Source organism: Ilumatobacter sp., assembly GCF_046290335.1.
Taxonomy (GTDB): Bacteria; Actinomycetota; Acidimicrobiia; order Acidimicrobiales; family Ilumatobacteraceae; genus Ilumatobacter_A.
In genome coordinates this window covers 36,073-58,040 of sequence record NZ_JBKAGH010000001.1, presented here as the reverse complement: position 1 = coordinate 58,040, position 21,968 = coordinate 36,073, and the positions used below count along the sequence as shown (strand labels likewise).

At 67.4% G+C, this 21,968-nt stretch carries 20 protein-coding genes; 7 read left to right on the top strand and 13 right to left on the bottom strand.

Going from position 1 to position 21,968, the window contains the following annotated elements; genetic code table 11:
* Positions 1 to 5: 5 nt before the first annotated feature.
* Positions 6 to 1,706 carry a PEP-utilizing enzyme gene (locus tag ACE37B_RS00220; protein WP_409921273.1) on the bottom strand — a complete coding sequence of 567 codons (1,701 nt, stop codon included), beginning with the start codon at positions 1,704 to 1,706 and terminating at the stop codon, positions 6 to 8.
* 132 nt (positions 1,707 to 1,838) lie between these two features.
* Here ACE37B_RS00220 and ACE37B_RS00215 point away from each other — a divergent pair, with 132 nt between their 5' ends.
* The 4 genes from ACE37B_RS00215 (at position 1,839) to ACE37B_RS00200 (ending at position 6,529) form a co-directional block, all read left to right on the top strand.
* Positions 1,839 to 3,320 carry an AAA family ATPase gene (locus tag ACE37B_RS00215; protein WP_409921272.1) on the top strand — a complete coding sequence of 494 codons (1,482 nt, stop codon included), beginning with the start codon at positions 1,839 to 1,841 and terminating at the stop codon, positions 3,318 to 3,320.
* A gap of 78 nt (positions 3,321 to 3,398) precedes the next feature.
* On the top strand, positions 3,399 to 4,124 hold the full coding sequence (locus ACE37B_RS00210; RefSeq protein WP_409921271.1) for a hypothetical protein: 726 nt from the start codon (positions 3,399 to 3,401) through the stop codon (positions 4,122 to 4,124).
* A gap of 28 nt (positions 4,125 to 4,152) precedes the next feature.
* Positions 4,153 to 5,742: a murein biosynthesis integral membrane protein MurJ gene (gene murJ, locus ACE37B_RS00205; RefSeq protein ID WP_409921270.1), complete on the top strand. Its 1,590-nt coding sequence runs from the start codon at positions 4,153 to 4,155 to the stop codon at positions 5,740 to 5,742.
* A gap of 10 nt (positions 5,743 to 5,752) precedes the next feature.
* On the top strand, positions 5,753 to 6,529 hold the full coding sequence (locus ACE37B_RS00200) for a PspA/IM30 family protein (protein WP_409921269.1): 777 nt from the start codon (positions 5,753 to 5,755) through the stop codon (positions 6,527 to 6,529).
* Positions 6,530 to 6,543: 14 nt separating this feature from the next.
* On the opposite strand, the gene proB is transcribed toward ACE37B_RS00200, so the two are convergent.
* Together proB and obgE are read right to left on the bottom strand one after the other, a co-directional pair.
* Positions 6,544 to 7,644 (bottom strand): glutamate 5-kinase, encoded by a 1,101-nt coding sequence (gene proB, locus ACE37B_RS00195; protein ID WP_409921268.1) that lies wholly within the window; start codon positions 7,642 to 7,644, stop codon positions 6,544 to 6,546.
* A gap of 21 nt (positions 7,645 to 7,665) precedes the next feature.
* Positions 7,666 to 8,922, bottom strand: a complete 1,257-nt coding sequence (gene obgE, locus ACE37B_RS00190) for a GTPase ObgE (protein ID WP_409921267.1) — start codon at positions 8,920 to 8,922, stop codon at positions 7,666 to 7,668.
* 174 nt (positions 8,923 to 9,096) lie between these two features.
* Here obgE and ACE37B_RS00185 point away from each other — a divergent pair, with 174 nt between their 5' ends.
* Positions 9,097 to 10,203: an HD domain-containing protein gene (locus ACE37B_RS00185; protein WP_409922864.1), complete on the top strand. Its 1,107-nt coding sequence runs from the start codon at positions 9,097 to 9,099 to the stop codon at positions 10,201 to 10,203.
* Here the strand turns inward: ACE37B_RS00185 and ACE37B_RS00180 are convergent.
* The 6 genes from ACE37B_RS00180 to ACE37B_RS00155 all read right to left on the bottom strand — a co-directional run bounded on the left by ACE37B_RS00180 (position 10,196) and on the right by ACE37B_RS00155 (position 15,017).
* Positions 10,196 to 10,630 carry a hypothetical protein gene (locus ACE37B_RS00180; protein ID WP_409921266.1) on the bottom strand — a complete coding sequence of 145 codons (435 nt, stop codon included), beginning with the start codon at positions 10,628 to 10,630 and terminating at the stop codon, positions 10,196 to 10,198. The two genes, ACE37B_RS00185 and ACE37B_RS00180, sit on opposite strands and share 8 nt — an antisense overlap.
* Before the next feature lie 17 nt (positions 10,631 to 10,647).
* On the bottom strand, positions 10,648 to 11,388 hold the full coding sequence (locus tag ACE37B_RS00175; protein ID WP_409921265.1) for a hypothetical protein: 741 nt from the start codon (positions 11,386 to 11,388) through the stop codon (positions 10,648 to 10,650).
* 85 nt (positions 11,389 to 11,473) lie between these two features.
* Positions 11,474 to 12,028, bottom strand: a complete 555-nt coding sequence (locus tag ACE37B_RS00170; protein WP_409921264.1) for a histidine phosphatase family protein — start codon at positions 12,026 to 12,028, stop codon at positions 11,474 to 11,476.
* Entirely contained in the window at positions 12,025 to 12,867 is an 843-nt protein-coding gene (locus ACE37B_RS00165; protein ID WP_409921263.1) for a PIG-L deacetylase family protein, read from the bottom strand. Before ACE37B_RS00165 ends, ACE37B_RS00170 begins: the two co-directional genes overlap by 4 nt.
* A gap of 29 nt (positions 12,868 to 12,896) precedes the next feature.
* Complete coding sequence (locus ACE37B_RS00160; RefSeq protein WP_409921262.1) at positions 12,897 to 14,057, bottom strand: CaiB/BaiF CoA transferase family protein; 1,161 nt, start codon at positions 14,055 to 14,057, stop codon at positions 12,897 to 12,899.
* A gap of 72 nt (positions 14,058 to 14,129) precedes the next feature.
* A complete protein-coding gene (locus tag ACE37B_RS00155) occupies positions 14,130 to 15,017 on the bottom strand; it encodes an alpha/beta fold hydrolase (protein ID WP_409921261.1) in 888 nt (295 codons plus the stop codon).
* Positions 15,018 to 15,122: 105 nt separating this feature from the next.
* On the opposite strand from ACE37B_RS00155, the gene ACE37B_RS00150 reads away from it, so the two are divergent.
* On the top strand, positions 15,123 to 16,139 hold the full coding sequence (locus ACE37B_RS00150) for a galactokinase (protein WP_409921260.1): 1,017 nt from the start codon (positions 15,123 to 15,125) through the stop codon (positions 16,137 to 16,139).
* Here ACE37B_RS00150 and ACE37B_RS00145 read toward each other — a convergent pair.
* Both ACE37B_RS00145 and ACE37B_RS00140 read right to left on the bottom strand, forming a co-directional pair.
* On the bottom strand, positions 16,096 to 16,821 hold the full coding sequence (locus ACE37B_RS00145) for a helical backbone metal receptor (protein WP_409921259.1): 726 nt from the start codon (positions 16,819 to 16,821) through the stop codon (positions 16,096 to 16,098). The two genes, ACE37B_RS00150 and ACE37B_RS00145, sit on opposite strands and share 44 nt — an antisense overlap.
* Positions 16,818 to 17,447 (bottom strand): PH domain-containing protein, encoded by a 630-nt coding sequence (locus ACE37B_RS00140; RefSeq protein ID WP_409921258.1) that lies wholly within the window; start codon positions 17,445 to 17,447, stop codon positions 16,818 to 16,820. Before ACE37B_RS00140 ends, ACE37B_RS00145 begins: the two co-directional genes overlap by 4 nt.
* A 65-nt stretch (positions 17,448 to 17,512) precedes the next feature.
* Between ACE37B_RS00140 and ACE37B_RS00135 the strand changes: the two genes are divergently transcribed.
* The gene (locus ACE37B_RS00135; protein ID WP_409921257.1) at positions 17,513 to 19,546 is read left to right on the top strand and encodes an ATP-dependent helicase; all 2,034 of its coding nucleotides are present in this window, start codon (positions 17,513 to 17,515) and stop codon (positions 19,544 to 19,546) included.
* 7 nt (positions 19,547 to 19,553) lie between these two features.
* On the opposite strand, the gene ACE37B_RS00130 is transcribed toward ACE37B_RS00135, so the two are convergent.
* Complete coding sequence (locus tag ACE37B_RS00130; protein ID WP_409921256.1) at positions 19,554 to 20,327, bottom strand: exodeoxyribonuclease III; 774 nt, start codon at positions 20,325 to 20,327, stop codon at positions 19,554 to 19,556.
* Positions 20,328 to 21,917, bottom strand: coding sequence for a histone H1-like repetitive region-containing protein (locus tag ACE37B_RS00125; protein WP_409921255.1), 1,590 nt, complete (start codon positions 21,915 to 21,917; stop codon positions 20,328 to 20,330).
* Positions 21,918 to 21,968: the final 51 nt, after the last annotated feature.

The following is a 21,968-nucleotide window of genomic DNA, read 5'->3' as shown; positions in this document are numbered from 1 at the left end:
GTCGCTCAGCCGTCGCCGACGACGGTCACCGTTCCCGCGACCGGATCGATCTCGATCTCGGAACCGTCGGGGATCTCGGTCAGTGCGCCGGGGACGCCCACGATCGCGGGTATCCCCAGTTCCCGAGCGATCACGGCGGTGTGGCTGAGCAGGCCTCCACCGAGCGTGACGACTCCGCCCGCCATCGCCAGGACGGAGTTGAACGTCGGCACGGTCAAGCGGGTGACGATGATGTCACCCGGTTCGACGCGATCGAATGCTTCGTTCGCGTCGGCGACCACTCTGGCGACGCCGCGCACGGCGCGTTGGCCGATCCCGACTCCGGACAAGCCCGTGGACCGAGCGACATCGACCGTGACGTGGTCCTCACGCTCGAGCAACTCCATCACCAGCATCACGCCGCGCATCATCCGACCCATCTCGCCGGGCAGGACCTCGATCGGAGGATCGACGGCCGGCGGCCCGAGCACGGTCGGAGGGTCGAGGTCGGCGAGACGTCGACGTGCAGCGCATCGTTCGGCCAGGTCGTCAGCGCTCGGCACGTCCGCCCCGTCGAGCATCGCGACCGTCTCCTCGATCGAGGCGTCGAAGACGTGCTCGACCTCGTGGATTCGGCCCGCGTCGAGGAGTCGCCGGGCTGCCTCGAGCAAGGCCTTGCGCAGGACCCCGAGCGGCCACTGGACGGTGAGCGGGCCGTTCTCGTCGCGAAGGCCGTACAACGCTCGAGCATCCTCGACCAGGCTCACGACCTCGGCGCGTTCGGTCTCGGGGACCCCGGCGAGCAGACCGTCGAGTGCTGCCGCTCCACGACTTTCGGCGGCATCGGCGCGATCGGCCGAGGTGTCTGCGGCGACGATCGTGGTGACGATGACCTCCGGAATCTCCGCGAGCGTGCGATCTCGGAGGTCGTAGCCGGTCGAGATCCGATTGCCGAACTCGGCGAGATACTCGTCGAGCAACGCCGCGGCTCGGTCGCTCACGGCTCGGATCTCGTCGAGCGACGCAGGCGACGCTTGCGCGGCTTCGATCTCGACGGCGATCGCGGCGGCGGCGACCGCAGGAGCGCTCGTCGCCGGCGAGGCGCCCGCCAGCGTCGACATGACCGCGGCTTCGTCGAGGTCGAGTTCGCGCGCCTTGAGCAGCAGCTGCGCGATCGGTGCGAGGTCGCTCGTGTGCAGACGGAAGTGGAGCACGTGCGACTCGTTGACGTGATCGAGCACGGACGCGAGGTGACGCCCCAACTCGCGGGCCGACAGCGCGCCGACCGGCACGTCGCCGAGCCGGCGATTGGTCGCTCGCAGCTTCGGCTTCCATTCCCGCTCCCAGCGAGCCAACTCGTCCATCCAGTACCGACTCGCAAGGGCGTCGACCGATCGTCGCGCCCGACGACGGAATTCGGGATGCAGCCGGGTGACGAGCCAGACGACCCGAGCCGGCGGCGGCGGCAGGTCTCGGCCGGCGCCGAACAGCGGCACCATCCGCGTGTACATGTGCCCGTGCACGAATCGTGCGTCGAGCCGACGAAGCGGTGCGCCCGCGAGCTCGAAGCCCTGGGTGAGCCCGATGCTCATGGCGGCTTCCATCACGTCGCGGACAGGGCGCGAGACGCTGGGTTCGAAGTGCGCGGTGTCGAGCGTCCACGTTCCCGGCCCCGGCGCTTCCCAGGCGTCGACGGTCGATGATCCGCCACTCATCGAGATCCCCATGTCACCGTCGCCGACCTCGTCACCACCACGACTCTCGTTTCCGTTCTCGTCGCCCGACCGGCGTACCGGGCCAGTCTGACACGTGTGATCGAAGACCGAAGACGGAGCAGCGCCGAGCAGTACGATCCGGCCATGGGCGAAGCCTTCCAGGATCGAGCAGGCGACTTCATCGAGGTCATGTCCGACACGCTCGACGCGTTGTCGGGAGGACGAGACCACCGCTCGGAGTGCGTGATCGAAGCATCGAACCTCGTCGCCGCGTTCGTCGACGCCGATGGTCGCCACAGTGCCGCCGAACTGGCGGCGTGGGTGGGTGCGATCGGCACGAAGCTCGATCCGCCGATGATCGTGACGCCCCAGACGCTGCGCGACGACGACACCTTCGGCGGTCGCAAGGAGTGGCTGACCTCGCCGAGCACGATGTTCGACCTGGTGCTGCGCGCCGACGCCCGCGACCGAGAGCGCCGGTCACACCGGTACTACGAAGCGGCGATGGCGCTCGCGCATGCAACCGCCGCGCTCGACATGATGCCGTCGCCCGCCGAGATCGTGGCGATCGACCAGTTCCGCACGATGCTCCTGCGCGCCATGGACGAACAGTCCGTGCCGCGCCCCGGCCAGCCCGACCCTGCGGTGCCAGCAGCTCGGACCGAGGCGACGGGCGCAGCGACTCCGGCGACCGAACCCGACGTGGAGCTCCCGCCCCAGCGCCCGATCGACGAACTCCTCGCTGAACTCGACGCGCTGATCGGGTTGGCAGAGGTCAAGGCCGAAGTCCGTCGGCTCACGTCGCTGTTGCGTATCCAAGCAATCCGCGCCGAACGGGACTTGCCGACGATCGAAACGTCGAAACACCTCGTTTTCAGTGGCAACCCCGGCACCGGCAAGACCACCGTCGCTCGCTTGCTGTCGCAGATCTTCCGCACGCTCGGCGTCGTGACGAAGGGCCACCTGGTCGAGACCGATCGCTCCGGTCTCGTCGCCGGCTTCGTCGGCCAGACCGCCACCCAGACACGCAAGGTGCTCGACTCGGCACTCGGTGGCACCCTGCTCATCGACGAGGCCTATGCGCTGGCTCGTGGGGGCGAGAACGACTTCGGGCTCGAAGCAGTCGACACGATCGTGAAGTTCATGGAAGACCATCGAGACGACCTGTCGGTGGTCGCAGCGGGCTATCCCGCCGAGATGCAGGAGCTCATCGACTCCAACCCGGGTCTGCAGAGTCGGTTCACCAAGACCATCCACTTCCCCGACTACGACACCGACGAACTCGTCGGCATCTTCTCGTTGATCTCCGAGTCGAAGCGCTATCACCTCGACGACGGTGGCGAGGCGAAACTGCGCGACATCATCGACGCGGAACCACGGGGTCGAGGCTTCGGCAACGGACGCTTCGTCCGCAACGTGTTCGAGGCGGCAGTCGGTCACCACGCGGTCCGCCTCGCCGAGATCGCCGAGGCTGCCGAGGCCGGCGAGCCTGCCGAGGCCGGCGAGGCTGCCGGGGCCGGCAACGGGTTCGAGCTCACGGACGAGCAGCTCACCACCCTCACCGAAGTCGACCTCGTCCCGCCCTCCTCACCCAGCGCGCCGGCATCATCGCCGTTCGACCGATGAGCGGGCCGCGCCCGGCGTTGCGGGCGGCCGACCGAAGGCCGAACGGTAGCGTTCCGACGAACTAGCGTGCCTGCGCAGATGGGGATCGCGAACCAGCTCCGAACGACCGGGACCTCACGAGCACTGTTGTCGTGGCGGGTCCTCGCGGGCGTTCTCGCGGGAGCAGGGCTCGCAGCACTCGGCGTCGGCTGGGTCGTCGCTGTCGCGATCGGTGCCGGCACCTACGTCGCTCTGGTCGCGATCGCGGCGCTCATCGATCGACCCGGCAACCGGATCGACCCGTTCTCCGTCGGCGAGCCCTGGCGACAATACGTGCAGGGGGCGCAGCGAGCCGCCGGCAGACTGCGCGAGGTCGTCGGTGAGACCCACGACGGACCGTTGCGCGATCGCCTCGTCGGCGTCGCCGACAGACTCGCCCACGGTCTCGATGAGACGTACCGCATCGCCCAGCGCGGTGATCAGATCGACGCCGCCGTTCGTCGCCTCGATCCGCCGGCGCTTCGATCGAAACTGGAGATGTTGGAGGGGCGCCAATCCAGCGAGCCAGCCGCGGCCCGGGAACTCGACGCGGCGATCGAGTCGGTCCGAGCGCAGATCCTGAGCACCGAACGGCTGCAGGAACAGGCCGTGAAGGCGTCGAACCGACTCCGCCTCTCCCAGACCCGCCTCGACGAACTGGTCTCCCGAGCCGCCGAGATCTCGATCGGCGCAGGCGACACCGACGCCTACGAGCACGATGTCGATCATCTCGTCGTCGAGCTGGAGGCGCTACGCCTGGCGATCGACGAAACCGGCCGTTCGTGACACGGCGGGCGCCACGGAGTCCCGCCCCATGAGCACGTTGCTCAAGAGCAACCTGGTCGTCGCCACCGGAACCGCGCTGTCGAGAGTCTCCGGTCTCGTCCGGCTGATCGTCCTCGGCGCCGTCCTCGGTGACACCGCGCTCGCCGACGCCTACGTCCTCGCCAACGAGTCGCCGAACATCGTCTACGAGTTGCTCGTGGGTGGCGTGCTGTCGGCGACCCTGGTGCCGCTGTTCACGAGCTTCGACGAGAAGCGCGACGACGAAGCGCGCAACGTCGTCGTCACCACGGCCACGGTGCTCATCACCCTCGTCACGATCGTCGCCGTCGCGGCGGCCCCGCTGATCTTCGGGCTGTTCTCGATCGACGTAGCCGACGACGTCGACCCCGGAATGTTCCGCAACGTCGGCACGACGCTGGCCCGGATCTTCCTCATCCAGATCCTCTTCTACGGACTCACCGGCGTCGCGAACGCCTTTCTCAACAGCCGCCGACGGTTCTTCGCTGCGGCGTGGAGCCCGATTCTGCCCAATCTCATCATCATCGCGTCGCTGCTCTCGCTCCCATCGACGCCTGGCCCCGACGGCTGGCCACTCGAGGACGTGCTGTCCGACACCCGCCTGCGACTCACGCTCGGCTTCGGTGCAACGGCTGGCATCGCGGTGATGGCACTGACATTGCTCCCCGCCGCGTACAGCGCCGGACTCCGACCGAAATTCACCTGGAATCTCCGGCATCCTGCGGTGAAGAAGTTGCTGACGCTCTCGATGTGGACGGTCGGGTTCGTCGCCGCGAACGTCGTCGCCCTCACGGTCATCCGCAACCTCACCGAGCCCGGCTCGTCCAACGCGTTCGCGTACCTGATCGGGTTCACCTTCTTCATGCTCCCCCACGGACTCCTGGGCGTGTCGATCGCGACGACGTTCCAGCCCGAGATGTCGCGAGCGGTCGCACGCGGTGACAAGCCGGCGTTCATCCGATCTGCGTCGCTCGGCATCCGGATGACGGCGTTGCTGACGATCCCGGCCGGCGTCGGCTTGTTCGTCCTCCGCCAGCCGTTGATCAGCCTCCTGTTCGGCAACGGCGAGTTCGGTGACGAGGGTGTGGAGGCGGCATCTCGAGCCCTGGCGGGATTCGCACTCGGCCTCGGCGCGTTCAGCGTGTACCTCTTCGTCCTGCGCGCTTTTTACGCGCACCAGGACACACGCACGGCGTTCGTCGTCAACGTGGTCGAGAACGCGATGAACATCGTGCTCGCGTTCGTCCTGGTCGGCAGCTACGGCGTGCTCGGCCTCGGTGCGTCATTTGCCATCGCATACGTCGTCGCCGGCCTGTGGGTCCTGCAGATCCTCAGCTACAAGGTGCCGGGCTTCTCGGTCGCCGAGGTACTCGCCAGTATCTGGAAGATGATCGTGGCGGCAGCGCTGATGGGCGAATCCGTCTGGTTCGTCACCCGCAACGTCGGTGGCAACGACGGGATCGACGCCGTCGTGCGACTGGGCGTGGGCACCGTGGTCGGCGTCGTCGTGTACGGCGGACTCCTCCTCGCGATGGGCGCCGGCGAACTCACCGCCCTCCGTCAGCGCTTCTCCCGTCCGCAGCAATCACCGGCCGAGTAGTCTGTCGCCCATGTTCAAGTACTTGAAGAAGCGGTGGAACTACCTGATTGCCAAACTGACGGGACGGTTCGAGGAGAACGCCGATCCGAAGGTGCAACTCGAACAGGCCATCGACCAGGCCAAGACGCAGCACCGTACGCTCAAGGAGCAGGCGGCGAACGTGATCGCCAATCAGAAGCAGGCCGAAATCCGTCTCAACAAGAAGATGGAAGAGCTCGGCAACCTGAACGCCAACGCTCGCCAAGCACTGATCATGGCCAGCGACGCGCAAAAGGCCGGCGACGCCGACAAGGCTGCGCAGTACACCCAGGCCGCCGAGACGATCGCCGACAAGCTGGTGTCGCTCGAAGCCGACGTCGAGAGCCTCAAGGCAATGGTGCTCGAGTCGACCCAGGCCTCCGACCAGGCCAAGGCCGCCGTCCAGCAGAACTCCCGTTTGCTGCAAGAGAAGATCGCCGAGAAGTCGAAGCTGCTCAGCCAGCTCGACCAGGCGAACATGCAGGAGGAGATGAACAACGCGATGTCGCAGCTCACCGAGACGGTGGGCGCCGACGTGCCCACGTTCAACGAGGTGCAGGAGAAGATCGAGGCCCGCTACGCCAAGGCCAAAGCCAAGTCGGAGCTCAACGAGGTGACCGTCGAGAGCCGGGTGCTCGAGATCGAGCAGGCCACGGCCAACGTCGCTGCGCAGAGCCGACTGTCGGAGCTGCGCGCCGAGCTCGGCCTCGACGCTCCGGCGATCACTGCCGAAGCGGGCGACTCAGCGGCGCAGCCGACCGAAGGCTGACGCCGGCGCCGCGGTCAGCCTGGCGCCGGGCGGTCGAGCACCACGAGATCGTCGCGGTGCACGACTTCGTGCACCATCCCGGCTGGGAGGTCACGCGTGTGGCGTCCGAGCACAGTACCGAGCCGCTCAGCTGTCACCGAGGCGATCCCGCGGGCGAAGACCGCACCGTCGGGATCGGCGAGATCGACGACCTGTCCGATGTCGAACGCGCCGACCACCGAGGTGACCCCCGCCGGGAGCAGGCTGTTCGGGTGGTTGGTGAGCGCCTGCCGAGCGCCAGCATCGACGACTACCGTGCCAGCGACCTCGGCCGCGAACGCGATCCAGAGCTTGCGTGCCGACAGCACCGTTCGATGCGCCTCGAAGGTCGTCCCGACGAGTTCGTCGGACGCGGCGCCGGCGAGCACGCCACGACGCGCAGCTCGGGCGATGACCGAACGGACGCCGGACCACGACGCCATCCGCGCCGCCACCAGCTTCGAGGCCATCCCGCCGCTTCCCCGACCGCTGCCTCCACCATCGGCGTCGATCGACAACAGCGGATCGTCGGCTCGCACGTACGGAATCAGCGTCGCCGATGCGTCGCGTCGAGGGTCGGCGGTGAACACGCCGTCCATGTCGGTGAGCAGGACCAGTACATCGGCGGCGACGCTGTTCGCGATCAGGGCGGCGATCCGATCGTTGTCTCCGTAGCGGAGTTCGTCGTTGGCGATCGCGTCGTTCTCGTTCACGATCGGCACGCAGCCCAGCTCGAGCAGACGCCCGAGCGTGGTACGCAAGTGGAGATACTGCGTGCGCGCCACGAAGTCGAGGGAGTCGACGAGGAGCTGAGCTCCGATGAGTCCGTGCCGATCGAACTCGGCGTTGTAGACCTCGACGAGGCGACTCTGGCCGACGGCCGATACCGCTTGCAGCGTCTGCATGTCGGCCGGGCGCCCCGGTAGATCGAGCGTGGCCACGCCAGCGGCGACGGCGCCCGACGACACGACGATGACCTCGTCGCCCTGCGCCCGCAACGACGCGATCTCGTCGGCGAGCCGCGCGATGGCGTCGCGATTGATCCGCCCTGCTTCATCGGTGATCGACGCGGTGCCGATCTTGGCCACGATTCTCATCTCGTCAGGATTCCTGTGCGCTCAGACCGACGGCACGTAATCGAAACTGAACTCGCCGATCCAGATCACGTCGCCTTCTTTGGCCCCCGCCTTGGTCAGCAGCTTCGGAACCCCGAGCCGCTCGAGGCGGTGGTCGATGTACGCGAGCGCCTCGGGCGTCGTGACGTCGTTGAGCGCCACGACGCGCTCGACGTCACGGCCGACGAGACGGAACTCGTTGTCGTCCAGTCGTTCGACGATGGCACCGCTCGCCTCGGGACGAATCACGATCACGCCATCCTGGTATTCGGTGGCTTGGCGAGCATCGTGGACGAGGCTGGCCATCTTGCCGACGAGGTCGTTGACGCCCTGGCCGGTGATCGCCGACACCATGTCGCCCTCCCACTCCATGACCTCGAGGTCTCCAGGCTGCACCATGTCGGCTTTGGTGCCCACCACGATCCGGGGGCGCTCGAGGAGATCGGGCTGGTACGCCCCCAACTCCTGCAGCAGGATGCGTTCCTGCTCGTTCGGCCAGACGCCGTCGACGGGCGCCAGGTCGATCATCAGGCACAGCACCCGAGCTCGCTCGACGTGACGCAAGAACTGATGACCGAGGCCGCGACCCTCGCTCGCGCCCTCGATCAGTCCGGGGATGTCGGCGACGACGAACTCGGTGGTGTCGTCGACGCGCACCACGCCGAGGTTCGGCTCGAGCGTGGTGAACGGATAATTGGCGATCTTGGGCTTGGCAGCAGAGATCACACTGATCAGGGTCGACTTGCCGACGTTGGGGAAACCGACGAGTGCGACATCTGCCATCAGACGGAGCTCGAGCTTCAGCCAGCGCTCCTCGCCGTGCTCGCCCTGTTCGGCGAAACTGGGGGCGCGGCGCTTGTTCGACAAGAACTTGGCGTTACCGCGTCCCCCTCGGCCGCCAGCAGCCGCGAGCCAACGATCTCCCTGGTTGTTCAATTCCGCGAGGACCTCCCCGGTGTAGAGATCGCTCGCTTTCGTGCCGATGGGCACCTTGATCTCGAGCGATTCGCCTCGGCGACCGTGCTGGTCTTTGCCCTTGCCGTGGATACCGCGCTCGGCACGACGGTGCGGATGGTCGCGGAACGCGAGGAGCGACGCGACGTTGTGGTCGGCGATCAGCCAGATGTCGCCACCGTTGCCTCCGTCACCGCCGTTGGGTCCGCCCATCGTCTCGGGGCCCTCACGACGAAAACTGATGCACCCGGCTCCGCCGTCACCGCCCTTGACGTTGAGCTGGCATTCGTCGACGAACTGGGACACGCTCCCAGCGTAACGGCGTCGCCCTCCGGCGCCGTGGAGGTCTGCCCCAGTCGCGAGCTCCACCACTCGCGCCGCTCCCCCCGCCGACGCCTCACTCGCCTCTATCGTGCTCGTATGGACGACCTCCCGTTCGACGACGATGCCGCTGCCCGCGCCGAGCGTTGGGCGTCGACGATGGCCGGTCACGGTGACGACGAGATCGTCGTCGCTCACGCCGATTCGCACGCCGTCGTCGGGGAGGCACTCGTGCTCACGCGTGAGGTTCGAGAAGAACGAGAGCAGCTCGTTCTCGCCTCGGCGGCCACGAAGGCGTCGGGAGCCGGCAATCGGGCCGTGGAGGAGGAACCGGACCCGTATCGCACCTGTTTCGAACGCGACCGTGATCGGATCCTGCACGACACCGCCTTTCGGCGCCTGGCCGGCAAGACGCAGGTCTTCGTCTTTCCGGGAGACCATCAACGCAACCGGATGACCCATGCGCTCGAAGTCGCCCAAGTCGCCCGATCGGTCGCTCAGGCCCTGAGCCTCAATGTGCCGCTCGCGGAGGCGATGGCGATCGGCCACGACTGCGGCCACGGACCGGGTGGCCATGCCAGCGAAGATGCGCTGTCTCCGTTTCTCCCCAACGGCTTCGATCACGCACCGTGGGGCGCCGACGTCACGCTGCAGCCGCTGAACTTGTGCGCCGAGACGCTCGACGGCATCCGTAACCATTCGTGGAGCCTTCCGGCGCCGAGCACGCCCGAAGGCGAGGTCGTCTCGTGGGCCGATCGGATCGCCTACGTCTGCCACGACTTCGAGGATGCCGTGGCAGCGGGCATCGTCACGGCCGACATGCTCCCGGATCTGGTGGCCGAACGGTGTGGGCGCGATCGGTCGAGCCAACTCGGGACCTTCGTCCGGGCGATGATCACGGCGACGCTGCAGACGGGCCGGATCGGAATGACGCCCGACATCGCCGAGGCACTCGCAGCGTTTCGCTCGTTCAACTACGAGCACGTGTATCTCCGACCGGCGAGCAATCGCCAGGCCGAGTCGGTGATCGCGCTCCTGCGAGCGCTCGTCGAGCACTACGCCGACCGACCGCACGCGATCCCCGCAGCCACCGCTCGCGCCGTGCTCGGCCCCGATGTACCGGTCGAGTTGGTCGACGCCGGCTCGCAGGAAGCCGTCACTGCTGCGGTGGCGTATGTGGCCGGCATGACCGATCGGTTCGCGTGCGAGCGCGGACTGATCGAACTGAACTGGGATCCGACGCGCCTCCCGACCGCGGTCAGCTGATCAGCAGCGCGACGGCGGTGTCGAACGCGTCGAGCACAGCGGACGAATCGAGAGCGGCGCTCCCGTCGAGAAAAAGTGCCCGAATCCCCAGGCCAGCGATGAACAGGCCGCCGCAGCCGTAGAGCAGGTGCAGCTTGTCGGCGATGAACGGGCTGTTGCGATAGCTGTACAGGATCGCGACGGCGAAGATCGTGCTGAAGCCATAGAGCGCGTGGAAGGCTTCGAGTTCGACGCCCTCGTTGACGATCAGCGCCCCGATCACCGCGACGACGATCGTGGAGACCTGCGCGACCCCGGTCGTGTACCACAGCAGCCGATGACGCAACGCGGGCACGTACTGCGCTGCGAGCGCCCAGGCACCGACCACGGCATTCGAGACGATCAGGAACCACGCCGCGATCTCGTGGGCTCGGTACAAGGTCTCCATCGTTGGCTCGTCGAGGCTCAACCCTCGCAGGGCACTCCGCCGACGATGACGGTGACGTTGTCGAGGTCGGTGAGGCCGGTCAGTTGGCCGCGCAGATTGTCGTTGACGATGAAGGTGTCGGCGATGAACTCGTCGCGCTCGATGAACTGGGCGTCGGGGTACGCAGCGAGCAATTCGGCGACCGTCGAACCGACGCCGATTCCTTCGGGGGTGGTCAAGCCGACGGGGGTCCCGTCGGCGAGCCCAGCAGGGTCCTCGGTGCCGTACCGGTACGCGTAGAAGTGCAGCCGCTCGAACGCCACGTTCGACGCGTCCCCGAACTCGAGGAGCAGCGACCCCCAACTCACCTGTCGGACCTGCGTCCCTCCGCAGGCACCCAGTTCGAACGGGTCGATGTAGCCGGTATCGGCCGTCGGTGGGCCCACGAAGGAACTGATGAAGCCGATCACTCCGTCGGGATCCGCGCCGAACGCCGCCGCCCCGAGCCCGTCCAGCGCGAGGGAGAAGTCGACCGGCACCGTCGTCGTCGGGTCGGGAGCGGTCGTCGTGGTGGTGGTCGTCGTGGTCGTCGTGGTCGTCGTGGTGGTGGTCGTCGTCGGGGCAGTCGGCGACGGTTCGAACACCGGGATCGTGGTCGTGGTCGTGGTCGTGACCAGCGTGATGTCGGGCAGCGTGCTCTCGGTCTCGTCGGATCCGGACGCGCACGCTGCGACCAGAAGGACCAGAACGATGATCGCTCCACCACGTCGCCGTTGCATGACGTCATCATGCACGACCGACCAAGGTCCGGCGTGGACCCGGCCACAACCCGGTCGGAGCGTTCGACGCATCATCGCCGTCGCGTCAACGGATGAGCGTGTCGGCTTCGGCGCCGCCCGACAGCAACACGAGCCCCTCGGCGGTCACCTCGACGGAGGTGACCGAACAGTTGTCGAGACTGCGGATCACGAGACGGTCGTCGTCGAGACACGCGCCGATCACTGCGTTGATCGCGACGAAGTGGGAGAAGACCACGGCGTCGTTCGCCTGCGAACGAACGAACGCGACCACGCCATCGCGGAACGTTCGATAGTCCTCGTCGAGATCGCCCCAAGAGCCACGCATCGCCGAGCGAAGCCAGTCGACGCGCTCAGACATCTCGTAGCCGTCGGGAGACGGGATCTCGGCAACCGCATCGGCGACGAGCACATCAGACGCCCCGGTTCGATCGAGGTAGGCCTGGGCCGTCTCGCGGCAGCGACGCAGCGGAGAGGTCACCGCGACGAGCGGGCCCGATTCGGCCAGCCGATCGGCAACGGCGATCGCCTGCTGTCGGCCGAGGTCGTCGAGCCCCGGATCCGGATCGGTGTCCCACCCTGCGGTCGCTCGCCCGTGACGAACCAGGTGCACGACGGTCATGGCGCCACCTGCGTCGCACTGACCTCGTCGAAGATCCAGCCGACTCGATACGGCGGCGAGGCGTCGTGTTCGATGAACCACTCACGCCCGAACGCTGCCGCGAAGGCCTCGTCGGGCATCTCCATGAAGAACGACGAATCGGTGATCTGGCTGCGATGCGCCGCGATCGCTGCACGCTTCTGAGGAACGAACGCGTGGACATCGACGCAGAGCGTGATGACCGACTCCGGCTCGCCGAACGGATTGCCGTCGTCGGCTGGAGCGGACGGATCGAAACTGCGGTCGTCGTCAGGGTCGGGCGATCCCATCTCGACGCCGGATTCGACCGCGGCGGCGATCATCTCGACCATCGCGTCACGGTTGGCGGTCGCCTCGAGCACCCGCACTCCAGGAACCAGCTCGCCGGCGCGCCGACCGACCGCGTGCACCTTGACGTGGTCGGGGTGCCCGTAGGTGCCGTGCCAGTCGTAGATCGTCAACACGTCGGCCGACTCTTCGCGCAGCACGGCCGCCAGTCGCTCTGCAGCGTCTTCGACGTCGGCCTGGTGGAACGAGCCGGGCTCCGCGTTCTGCTCCCAACCGGTCATGCCGGAGTCGCCGTAGCCGAGCCACACGATCCGGGCGGCGCCCAGCACCTCGCCAGACCGTTCCGTCTCGGCCCGACGACGATCCACGAGCGTCTCGCCGGCCGCGAGGTCGTCGGGGAGCTCCCCATGGGCGCCGTCGGTTGCGACCACCAGCACCACTCGGTGGCCTTCGGCCGCAGCTCGTGCCATGGTGCCGCCCGTCGAGATCGCCTCGTCGTCGGGGTGCGCGTGCAGGCAGACCAGCGTGGACATCGCCTCAGTCTGCCGCCCCGGGCGGGTTCTCACTCCGCCTGCTTGATCGCTCCGTTCTCGATGAGTTCACTCAACCGGTCGCCAGCGACTCCCCACTCGGCGAACACGTCTCGGGTGTGCTGACCCGGCCATGCCGGCAGCACGTCGACGCTGGCCTCGGTGCGGCTGAACCGTGGGGCCGGCGCGGGCTGGGTGACGCCACCGAGTTCGATGAACGTCTCGCGTTCGACGTTGTGCGGATGATGCGCCGCCTCGCTCATCGTGAGTACCGGGGCGAAGCAGACGTCGGTGTGTTCCATGAGTTCGCACCACTCGGTGCGGGTCTTGGTGAGGAACAACTCGGTGAGGCGCTCCTTGAGCGGACCCCACTGGGTCTGGTCCATCTGCTTGTCGAACTGTTCGTCGTCGGCGAGGCCGGTGAGACGCCGCAACTCGGCGTAGAACTGCGGTTCGATCGAACCGATCGAGATGTAGTTGCCGTCGCTGCACTCGTACACGTCGTAGAAGTGAGCGCCGGTGTCGAGCAGGTTCGTGCCGCGGCGATTCTCGTCGAACATCCCCGAGGCACGGAACGACCAGAACATCGTCATCAGGACCGCCGAACCGTCCACCATCGCGGTGTCGACGACCTGGCCCTGGCCGCTACCGGCTGCTTCGAGCATCGCGGCGACCACGCCGAGCGCGAGGAACATGCCACCGCCGCCGAAGTCGCCGACCATGTTGAGCGGCGGAGTCGGCGGGCCGTCTTTGCGTCCGAAGTGAGCGAGCGCACCCGCCAGCGAGATGTAGTTGATGTCGTGCCCAGCTGCCTGCGCGTACGGCCCGGTCTGGCCCCATCCGGTCATCCGACCGAACACGAGCCGTGGGTTGCGCTCGAGGCAGACATCGGGGCCGACGCCGAGACGCTCCATCACGCCGGGCCGGAAGCCCTCGATCAGTGCATCGGCGGATTCGACCAGGTCGAGGAGCGCAGCGGCACCGTCGGGATGCTTCAGGTCGATTGCGACGTTCCGGCGGCCCCGAAGCGACACGTCACCGTGCGGCTGATCTGGCGCCGGGCCCCGAACCGCACCGGCGCGCTCGACGCGAACCACTTCGGCTCCGAGATCCGACAGCAGCATGGCCGCGAACGGTCCGGGGCCGATTCCGGCGATTTCGATGATGCGCTTTCCGTGCAGTGGTCCTGGCATGAGGTGCTCCTGGTTGTCGAGGGTGTACGAGTGGATGGGTGTTCGAGCCGGGCCCGTTGGACCCGAGATGAGTCAGGTCGTCGCGACGATGCGCGTGTGGCCGCCGATCGACTCGGCGAACACCGGCCACAGCGGCCGGGGCATGTCGTGGCCCATGTCGCTCAGCAACAGGTAGCGCGAGCCAGGAACGAGTTCAGCGGTTCGCTCTCCGCCGCTGGGCGTGATCAAGGTGTCGTCTCGACCGTGAATCACGAGCGTGGGGACGTCGAGCCGTGCCAGTTTCTCGCTGCGGTCCCCGCTCGCGTAGATCGCCGCGAGCTGACGCGTCGCACCCTGCGGGTAGAAGCAACGGTCGAACTCGGCGGCGGCACGAGTCTGCACGGCCTCTCCGTCGAAGTAGCGACGCGATGCCCACACCTGTGCTCGGAGCGCAGCCTCGATGTAGGCCGCCCGCTCACTCGGCGGCGGCGCCAGCAACGCCTGACGAGCCTCGTCGGTCGGCTTGCCGACGCGTTGATCACCGATGCTCGACATGATCGACGTGAGACTTGCGATCCGCTCCGGGTGTTCGATCGCCATGGTCTGCACGATCATGCCGCCCATCGACACACCGGCGATGTGGGCTCGGTCGACTCCGAGGTGATCGAGGAGGCCGACTGCGTCGGCGGCCATCTCCGACAGCGTGTAGGGCACCGGCGGGACCGGCTCGCCGTCGAGCACCGCTCGCAGCACCTTCATCGGCGCAACCGCCTCACCATCGAGCTTGGTCGACAACCCGACGTCACGGTTGTCGAAGCGCACGACGTGCAGCCCTTGCGCCGCGAGGAGCTCGACGAGCCCGGCGTCCCAGCCGAGCATCTGCGAGGTGTAGCCGCTCACGACGAGCAGGGTCGGGTCATCGGGATTCCCGTACGCCTCGTACTCGATCTCGATTCCCGATGACAGCGCGGCTCGTGGCATGCAGCGATCTTGCCAGAGGACCCGCCTTCGGCAGAAAGCGCACGACCGTCGACATGTGTCGTCGTGCCCATCCGGCGGCATCGGCGAAGCGCTACGTTGCTCGCAGTGTCAGACGTCGATGAACTCCGCGCTCACGCGCCCGGTCGAGTCAACCTGATCGGTGAGCACACCGATTACACGGGCGGTCTCGCGTTTCCGATGGCGATCGACCGAGGCACGACGCTCACCGGCCACCGCATCGATGGAGCGATCCGTGCGACGTCGTCCGACGAGGACGGCGAGGTCGGCTTCGCACTGCCGTTTTCCGGCGACCCGGCGTCCGTCGAACCGAGGTGGGGATCGTTCCTGGCCGGCATCGCTCGCGAACTGGGCGTCACACGCGGGTTCGACGGTCATCTGACGTCGACGATTCCCGCAGGCGCCGGGCTGTCGTCGAGCGCGGCGCTGATGTGCGTCGTCGCGCTCGCGCTCGGCTTCGACGGCGACCCGCTCGAACTCGCTCGCGCCGCTCGACGGGCCGAGCACGCTGCGACCGGCGTGCCGACCGGGGTCATGGACCAACTGTGCATCGCCTCGGCCAGGGCGGGACATGCGACGCTGATCGACTGCCGCAGCGAGACGGTCGAGCACGTGCCGGTTCCCAGCGACATCGACATCGTCGTGCGCTTCGTCACTCATCGGACCTTGCACGGCTCCGCGTACGCGGACCGTGTTGCAGAGTGCACAGCGGCCGAGGCGATCATCGGCCCGCTCCGCGACGCCACCCTCGACGACGTCGAGCGCATCGACGACCAGGTGATCCATCGGCGAGCGCGTCACGTCGTCAGCGAGAACCAGCGGGTCCGCAGCTTCGCAGAGGCGCTGGAGCGAGCCGACTATCCCGAGATCGGTCGACTTCTCGACGAGGGGCACGCCAGCCTGCGCGACGATTTCGCGACGTCGACCGACGTCATGGACGCCGAGGTCGCTCGACTCCAGGCGGCCGACGGAGTGTTCGGGGCGCGGATGACCGGTGGAGGTTTCGGTGGCTGTCTCGTCGCGATCACCCGTCCCGGAGCGTTGACCGACGGCTGGCGGGTCAAGCCGGCCGCTGGGGCCCGATCACTCGCCGCAGACGAGTGATGGCGGGCAGCGTCCGGCTCCCCCACCAGAACAGGTCTTGGCCGTCGATACGCACGACACGAGACGACGCGCATGCGTCACGCAGTTCCTGCACGTGCACCTCCGAGAACTCGTAGGGCTCGCTCGGCACGAGCACGAGGTCGGGTGCACGCGTCGCCACCTCGGCGAGTTCGACCGTCGGGTAGGTGGGTCCGTCCGGTCCCGGTTCACCGAAGGTCACCACGTCGATGCCGATCGCCGACAGCACGGACGCGCCGTAGGTCTCCGGCGAGATGGACATCCACGGTCGACGCCAGATCGGAACGAACGCCGTTCGGCGACGGTCGACAGCGACCAGCGGAGCCGCGTCTCGCCCGCCGAGACTCGTCGACGGCACCACGCCCGCCACCGTCGCCAACTCGCTCACGACGCGTACGCCGGCCTCGACGTCGCGCACGTCGCTGACGAACACGTCGAGGCCGGCCGCCACGAGCGCGTCGTGATCTTCGATGCGATTCTCCTCGCGATCCAACACGACGAGATCAGGCGCCAGTGCGACGATCGCGTCGATGTCGGGGTTCTTCGTCCCGCCCACGTCACGAAGCTGCGGTTGCTCGCAGAAGCGGGTGCAGGCAATCACCTCGGCCTCGAGGTCCAACAGTGTCTCCGTGCTCGATGGCACCAGGCTGACGATGCGCTTCATCGTCCGAGCAACCGTGCCTTGTGGGCGTCGAACTCTTCGCGGCTGAGGGTCCCCCGCTCGAGCAAGCCTTCGAGCTTCTCCAGTTGCGTCGCGACGTCGCCACTGCCGATCGAGCCGGCGACAGCCGAGAACCGGCGCTGTTGGTTGAGCTCCATTTGCGCGTGAAGCTGTCGTTGGAGACGGTCGGGGCGGCGCACGTCGGTGAAACGCTGCTGGCCGTCTTCGCCTCCTGACTCGATCACCAGGTCGCCGGCGCCGAGGAGCCGCTCGAAGATGCTCTGGCTGAAGTGCACCGTGTTGACTCGCTCCAACGGAATCTCGACACCGCGCTTGGCGACGACACCCACCCGATAGATGAGCCGATGGCTGGTCAGCACGATGTTCGTCGTCGCCCATTTCGCGTAGCGTCCGACCAGCCAGACGATCGACGCCAGCAACGCGACCAGCGATACCCAACCGAGGACCAGTCGCGGCGCCGTCTCGGGTTCGGTGAGCACCAGCGTCGCGACCGCCAGCCCCACCGCCGCCACGACACCCGACACGGCCTTGGCGTAGTACCACCAGTGTGGATGGAGATCGACGGCAACCTCCTCGTGGTCGTTCAGCAACCGACGCGGATACGGCATGGTCACAAGGTACTGCGCTCCGTCGACGCCAGCCCGGACACCAGCCCGGACACGGCGGTCCTAACATGAGCGCCGTGGACGCCGACGAACTGATCGCGGATCTCGATCCCGATCAGCGGGCCGCGGTGACCGCTGCGTCGACGCTCGTCGCCGTGATCGCTGGAGCCGGATCGGGCAAGACGCGGGTGCTCACGCGGCGTGTCGCCTATCGGATCGCAACCGGCACCGCCGACGCTCGCCACACGCTCGTCCTGACGTTCACGCGAGAGGCCGCTGGTGAACTCCGTCGGCGACTCCGATCGCTGGGCATACGCGATCACATCGAAGCGGGCACGTTCCACTCGGTGATGCTCAGCGTTCTCAAACAGCGGTGGGCAGATACCGATCGGTCGGCGCGCATCATCGTCCCCGACCGACGTCGGTTGCTGCGAGATGCACTCGCCGACTCCCCGAACCGTTCGCGACGAGACCTCGAATCCGCGGTCGCCGAGATCGAGTGGGCGATGGCTCGCGCCATCGGGAGCAGCGAGTACGCGTCTGCGGCTCGTCGGGCCGGGCGGCGTCCGGTCGGCGACGTCGAGCAAGCCGCTGCTGCGTTCGCCGCCTACGACCAGATCAAACGTCAGCGTGGCATCATCGACTTCGACGACGTCCTGCTCAACGTGCTCGCCGAGGCTCGTCACGACTCGATGTTCGCCGACTCGTTGCGCTGGCGATTCCGTCACGTCCTCGTCGATGAGGCGCAAGACCTCAACCCCGTCCAACACCGCCTCGTTCAGATGCTGCGAACGGGACGCGACGACTTGTTCCTCGTCGGCGACCCGTCGCAGGCGATCTTCGGGTTCAACGGCGCCGATCCTCGCCTCCTGGTCGACGTGGAGCAGGAGTTCGCGGGCATCGAGATCGTTCGCCTACCGGTCAACCATCGGTGCACGCCGCAGATCGTGCAGACCGGTGCCCACGCGCTGTCCACGCTGGGACCTGCTCCCGACGTTCGATCACGGCGCCACGACGGGGTCCTCCCGGCAATCGTGGTCGCAGCAGACGAGGCCGACGAAGCCGCCCGAGTCGCCCAACGCATCGTGCGGGCCGACCCGAACCTCGTGCGTTCCGGACAGGTTGCCATCCTGGCGCGGACCAACGCTCAGTTGCGTGTGTTCGAGACCGCGCTCGCCGACACGGGTGTTGGCGTGCGACGTCGTTCCGATGCACGCGGTACACCCCTCGAGACAGCGATCCGCCGCGCCACCGACCTGTCGTCGCCGTCGGCGTTGCGGGTTTGGGCCCACGACGCACTCGACGACCTCGACGCGCTCCATGCGGCATCGGCTCGAAAGGACGCGCTGGCAGCGGCGCTCGACTCCGGGTCGCGGGCAGCAGCGGCGGGAACGTCGACGCACCGCCCGTCGATGCGGTCTCGCGTCTCCCCTGCCGATGTCGCCGAGGCGGCGACGGTGCTCGCCGAGGTCGAAGCGTCACGACGCGTCGCCGGTGCGGTGTTGGAGTTCTTGCGCGACCGGCCGCGAGGCGATGGCGCCGACCTGCGCGCATGGATCGCCATCACCAACCCGTTCGACGACGCCACGACCGACGGAGTCGAGTTGTTGACGTACCACGCAGCCAAAGGCCGAGAGTGGCACACGGTCTACGTCACCGGCATCGAGACCGGGCTCGTACCTCACCGTTCGGCGACGACCGCCGAGACGCGCGCGGAGGAGGCGCGGCTGCTCTACGTCGCCGTCACCCGCGCCAGCGACGTCCTCGTTCTCAGCCGCGCCGAACGACGCGGCGGCTACGAGCGCAAGGTGAGCCCGTTCATCGCCGACCTCGACCTCGACGAACCCGAAGCACTGCCGCCACCGCTGGAGCTGATCCGCCGCCAACGCGAAGTGTCGCCGCTCGCAGCGTTGCGGTCCTGGCGCAACGATGCCGCTCGCCGCGCCGACGTCTTGCCACCGCAGCTCGTGAGCGACCGAGATCTCGCCGCGATCGCTCGGTCGAAGCCGACCTCGGTCGACGAACTGGCCGCATCGACGTCGATGGGCCTCATCACGGCACGACGTCTCGGGCCACAGATTCTCGCCGTGCTCGAATCCTGAACGATCGTCAATCGTCGAGGTCGACCATCACGGGAGCGTGGTCGCTCGGTGACTTGCCTTTGCGAGCGTTGCGATCGATGGCGCTCCAGGTCGCGCGCTCCGCAACGGACGCCGAGCACATCAGCAGGTCGATACGCATGCCACGGCCCTGGTGGAAGTCGCCGCCTCGGTAGTCCCACCACGAGAACATGCGGTCATCGGAGTGCATCTGGCGAAACACATCGGTGAGACCCCAGTGCTCGAGCTCCACGAGGCGCTGCCGTTCGGGCTCGCTGCCATGGGTCGCGCCCACGAGGACCTTCGGGTCGTGAACGTCTCGATCGTCGGGGGCGATGTTGTAGTCGCCTCCGACCACGACCGCCTGGTCGGGTGACGTGTCGGCATCGAGGTGCTCGATCAGGCGGCCCAGCCACCAGAGCTTGTAGGTGTAGTGATCGTCGTCCAGCGAGCGCCCGTTCGGGACGTACACACTGCTGACGCGAACGCCGCCGCACGTGGCCGTGATGATCCGGGCGTCGGGGTCCGGCTCACCGTCACCAGCGAAGTTGGCGACGACGTCGTCGAGTCCGACTCTCGACAGGATCGCGACGCCGTTCCACTGGCCCTGGCCGTGATGTGCGCAGCTGTAGCCGAGCGACTCGAACGCGAGCGTCGGGAACGCGTCGTCGGCGAGCTTGGTCTCTTGCATCAGCACGACGTCGGGTCGGACCTCCGACAGCCAGGCTTCGACTCGCTCCTGGCGAGCCCGCAGCGAGTTGACGTTCCAGGTGACGATGCGCACTCAGTTCTCCTTCGTCGGCCGCTTCGGCGTGCGGCGAGTCGACCGTCGCGTCGTGGCGGACGTCGCCGCCGCCGTCTTCTTGTCCGCGGTCTTCCTCGCCGGCGTCTTGGTGTTTGCTGTCGTCGTCGCAGCCGTCTGCTTGGCGACGCTCTGCTCGGCGTCTGTCTTCTTCGCGGCCGTCTTCTTCGCAGCCGTCTTCTTCGCGGCCGTCTTCTTCGCAGCCGTCTTCTTCGCGGCCGTCTTCTTCGCCGGCCTGGTTGTCTTCGCCGGTGTCGTCGTGGCCGTCTTCTTGACCGCCGCCTTCTTCGCTGTCGTCTTCTTGACCGCGGTCTTCTTCGCGGCCGTCTTCTTGACCGCGGTCTTCTTCGCCGCCGTCTTCTTGACCGCGGTCTTCTTCACGGCCGTCTTCTTGACCGCCGTCTTCTTCGCGGCCGTCTTCTTGACCGCGGTCTTCTTCGCCGCCGTCTTCTTGGTCGCACCGGCCTCGTCGAGGTCTTCCTCCTGTGCCGCTGCGATGGCAGCCTCGGCCAACTCGGGCACGGCGAGGTCGATGCTGCGGCGCATGGGCGCGAAGCTCACCACCACGAGGTCGACCGTGTCGTCGACCTTCATGACCTGCTTGGCACTGCGCGGGGCAGGCTCGGCCATCAGGCGCAGCGGCACGTAGCCACGAACGTCGCCGCCGAGCGCCACGTAGGCACCGTGTGACGAGTAGGACTCGACGACCGCTTGCACCGCAGCGCCCGGCTGATGCTTCTCGACGAAATCGAGGAATGGCATCAGCTCGTTCACCGGGTCCTGCCCCGTCGGCGTCGAGCGCTGACCTCGACGCTCAGCGGATCGACCGGCGTCGCGGGATGCCGCGTCGCTCCCGGACGTCGCCACGTCCGACTCGGACGTCGTCTCGTCGGCGTTACCCCGCTGGGACCCCCGACGCCTCGACGCCGACTTCTTGGCAGATGACGGCGTGGACGATGACGTGCTGGCGGACGTTCCCGACGACGACGCAGCGGCCTGCTTGGCCGACGGTGGCGGCGACGTCGGCACCGGCATCGGACCGGACGCTTCCTTGCTGCCCGTTCGCACCGACGACTCGCCCTTCGATCGCGAGCGGCCGCCCCGACCAGCTCGTCCGCCGGTTGCCTTGCGACTCACCGGCCCGCGAACCGGTAGCCGGTCGACCCACACCCAACCGACGTGTGGGACGGGCTTGCCACCGATGAGTCGACCTTCGTCGAAGAGCCACTCGTACTCGGCGTGGAATTCCTGGAAGCTGTCGTTCGACAGAATCGAAGCGCCCGACTTGTCAGCGATGCCGAGCACGAACGCGTCACCGCGGCCGACCGCACCGGCAGGCGGTGCGACCAGCTCATTGTTGGCGATGCCCTCTTCGAATTCCTTGGCTTCTTTCTTGTCGATGCGATGGCCGAACGTGGCGTCGACCACCACCGTGACCGCGGTGTCGGGATGCTCCTCCATGAAGCTCATCACGGCTTCTTGGAGTTGGTGCAAGCTCGGCATCGACCGACCTTCGGTGGCGATATTCGAGCCATCGACCACGACGTGACGTAGTCCGTCTCTGGTACTCATGTTTTGGTTTCTCGTTCCTGAATTGCTCGGCGCCGGAACCGTGTGTTCCAG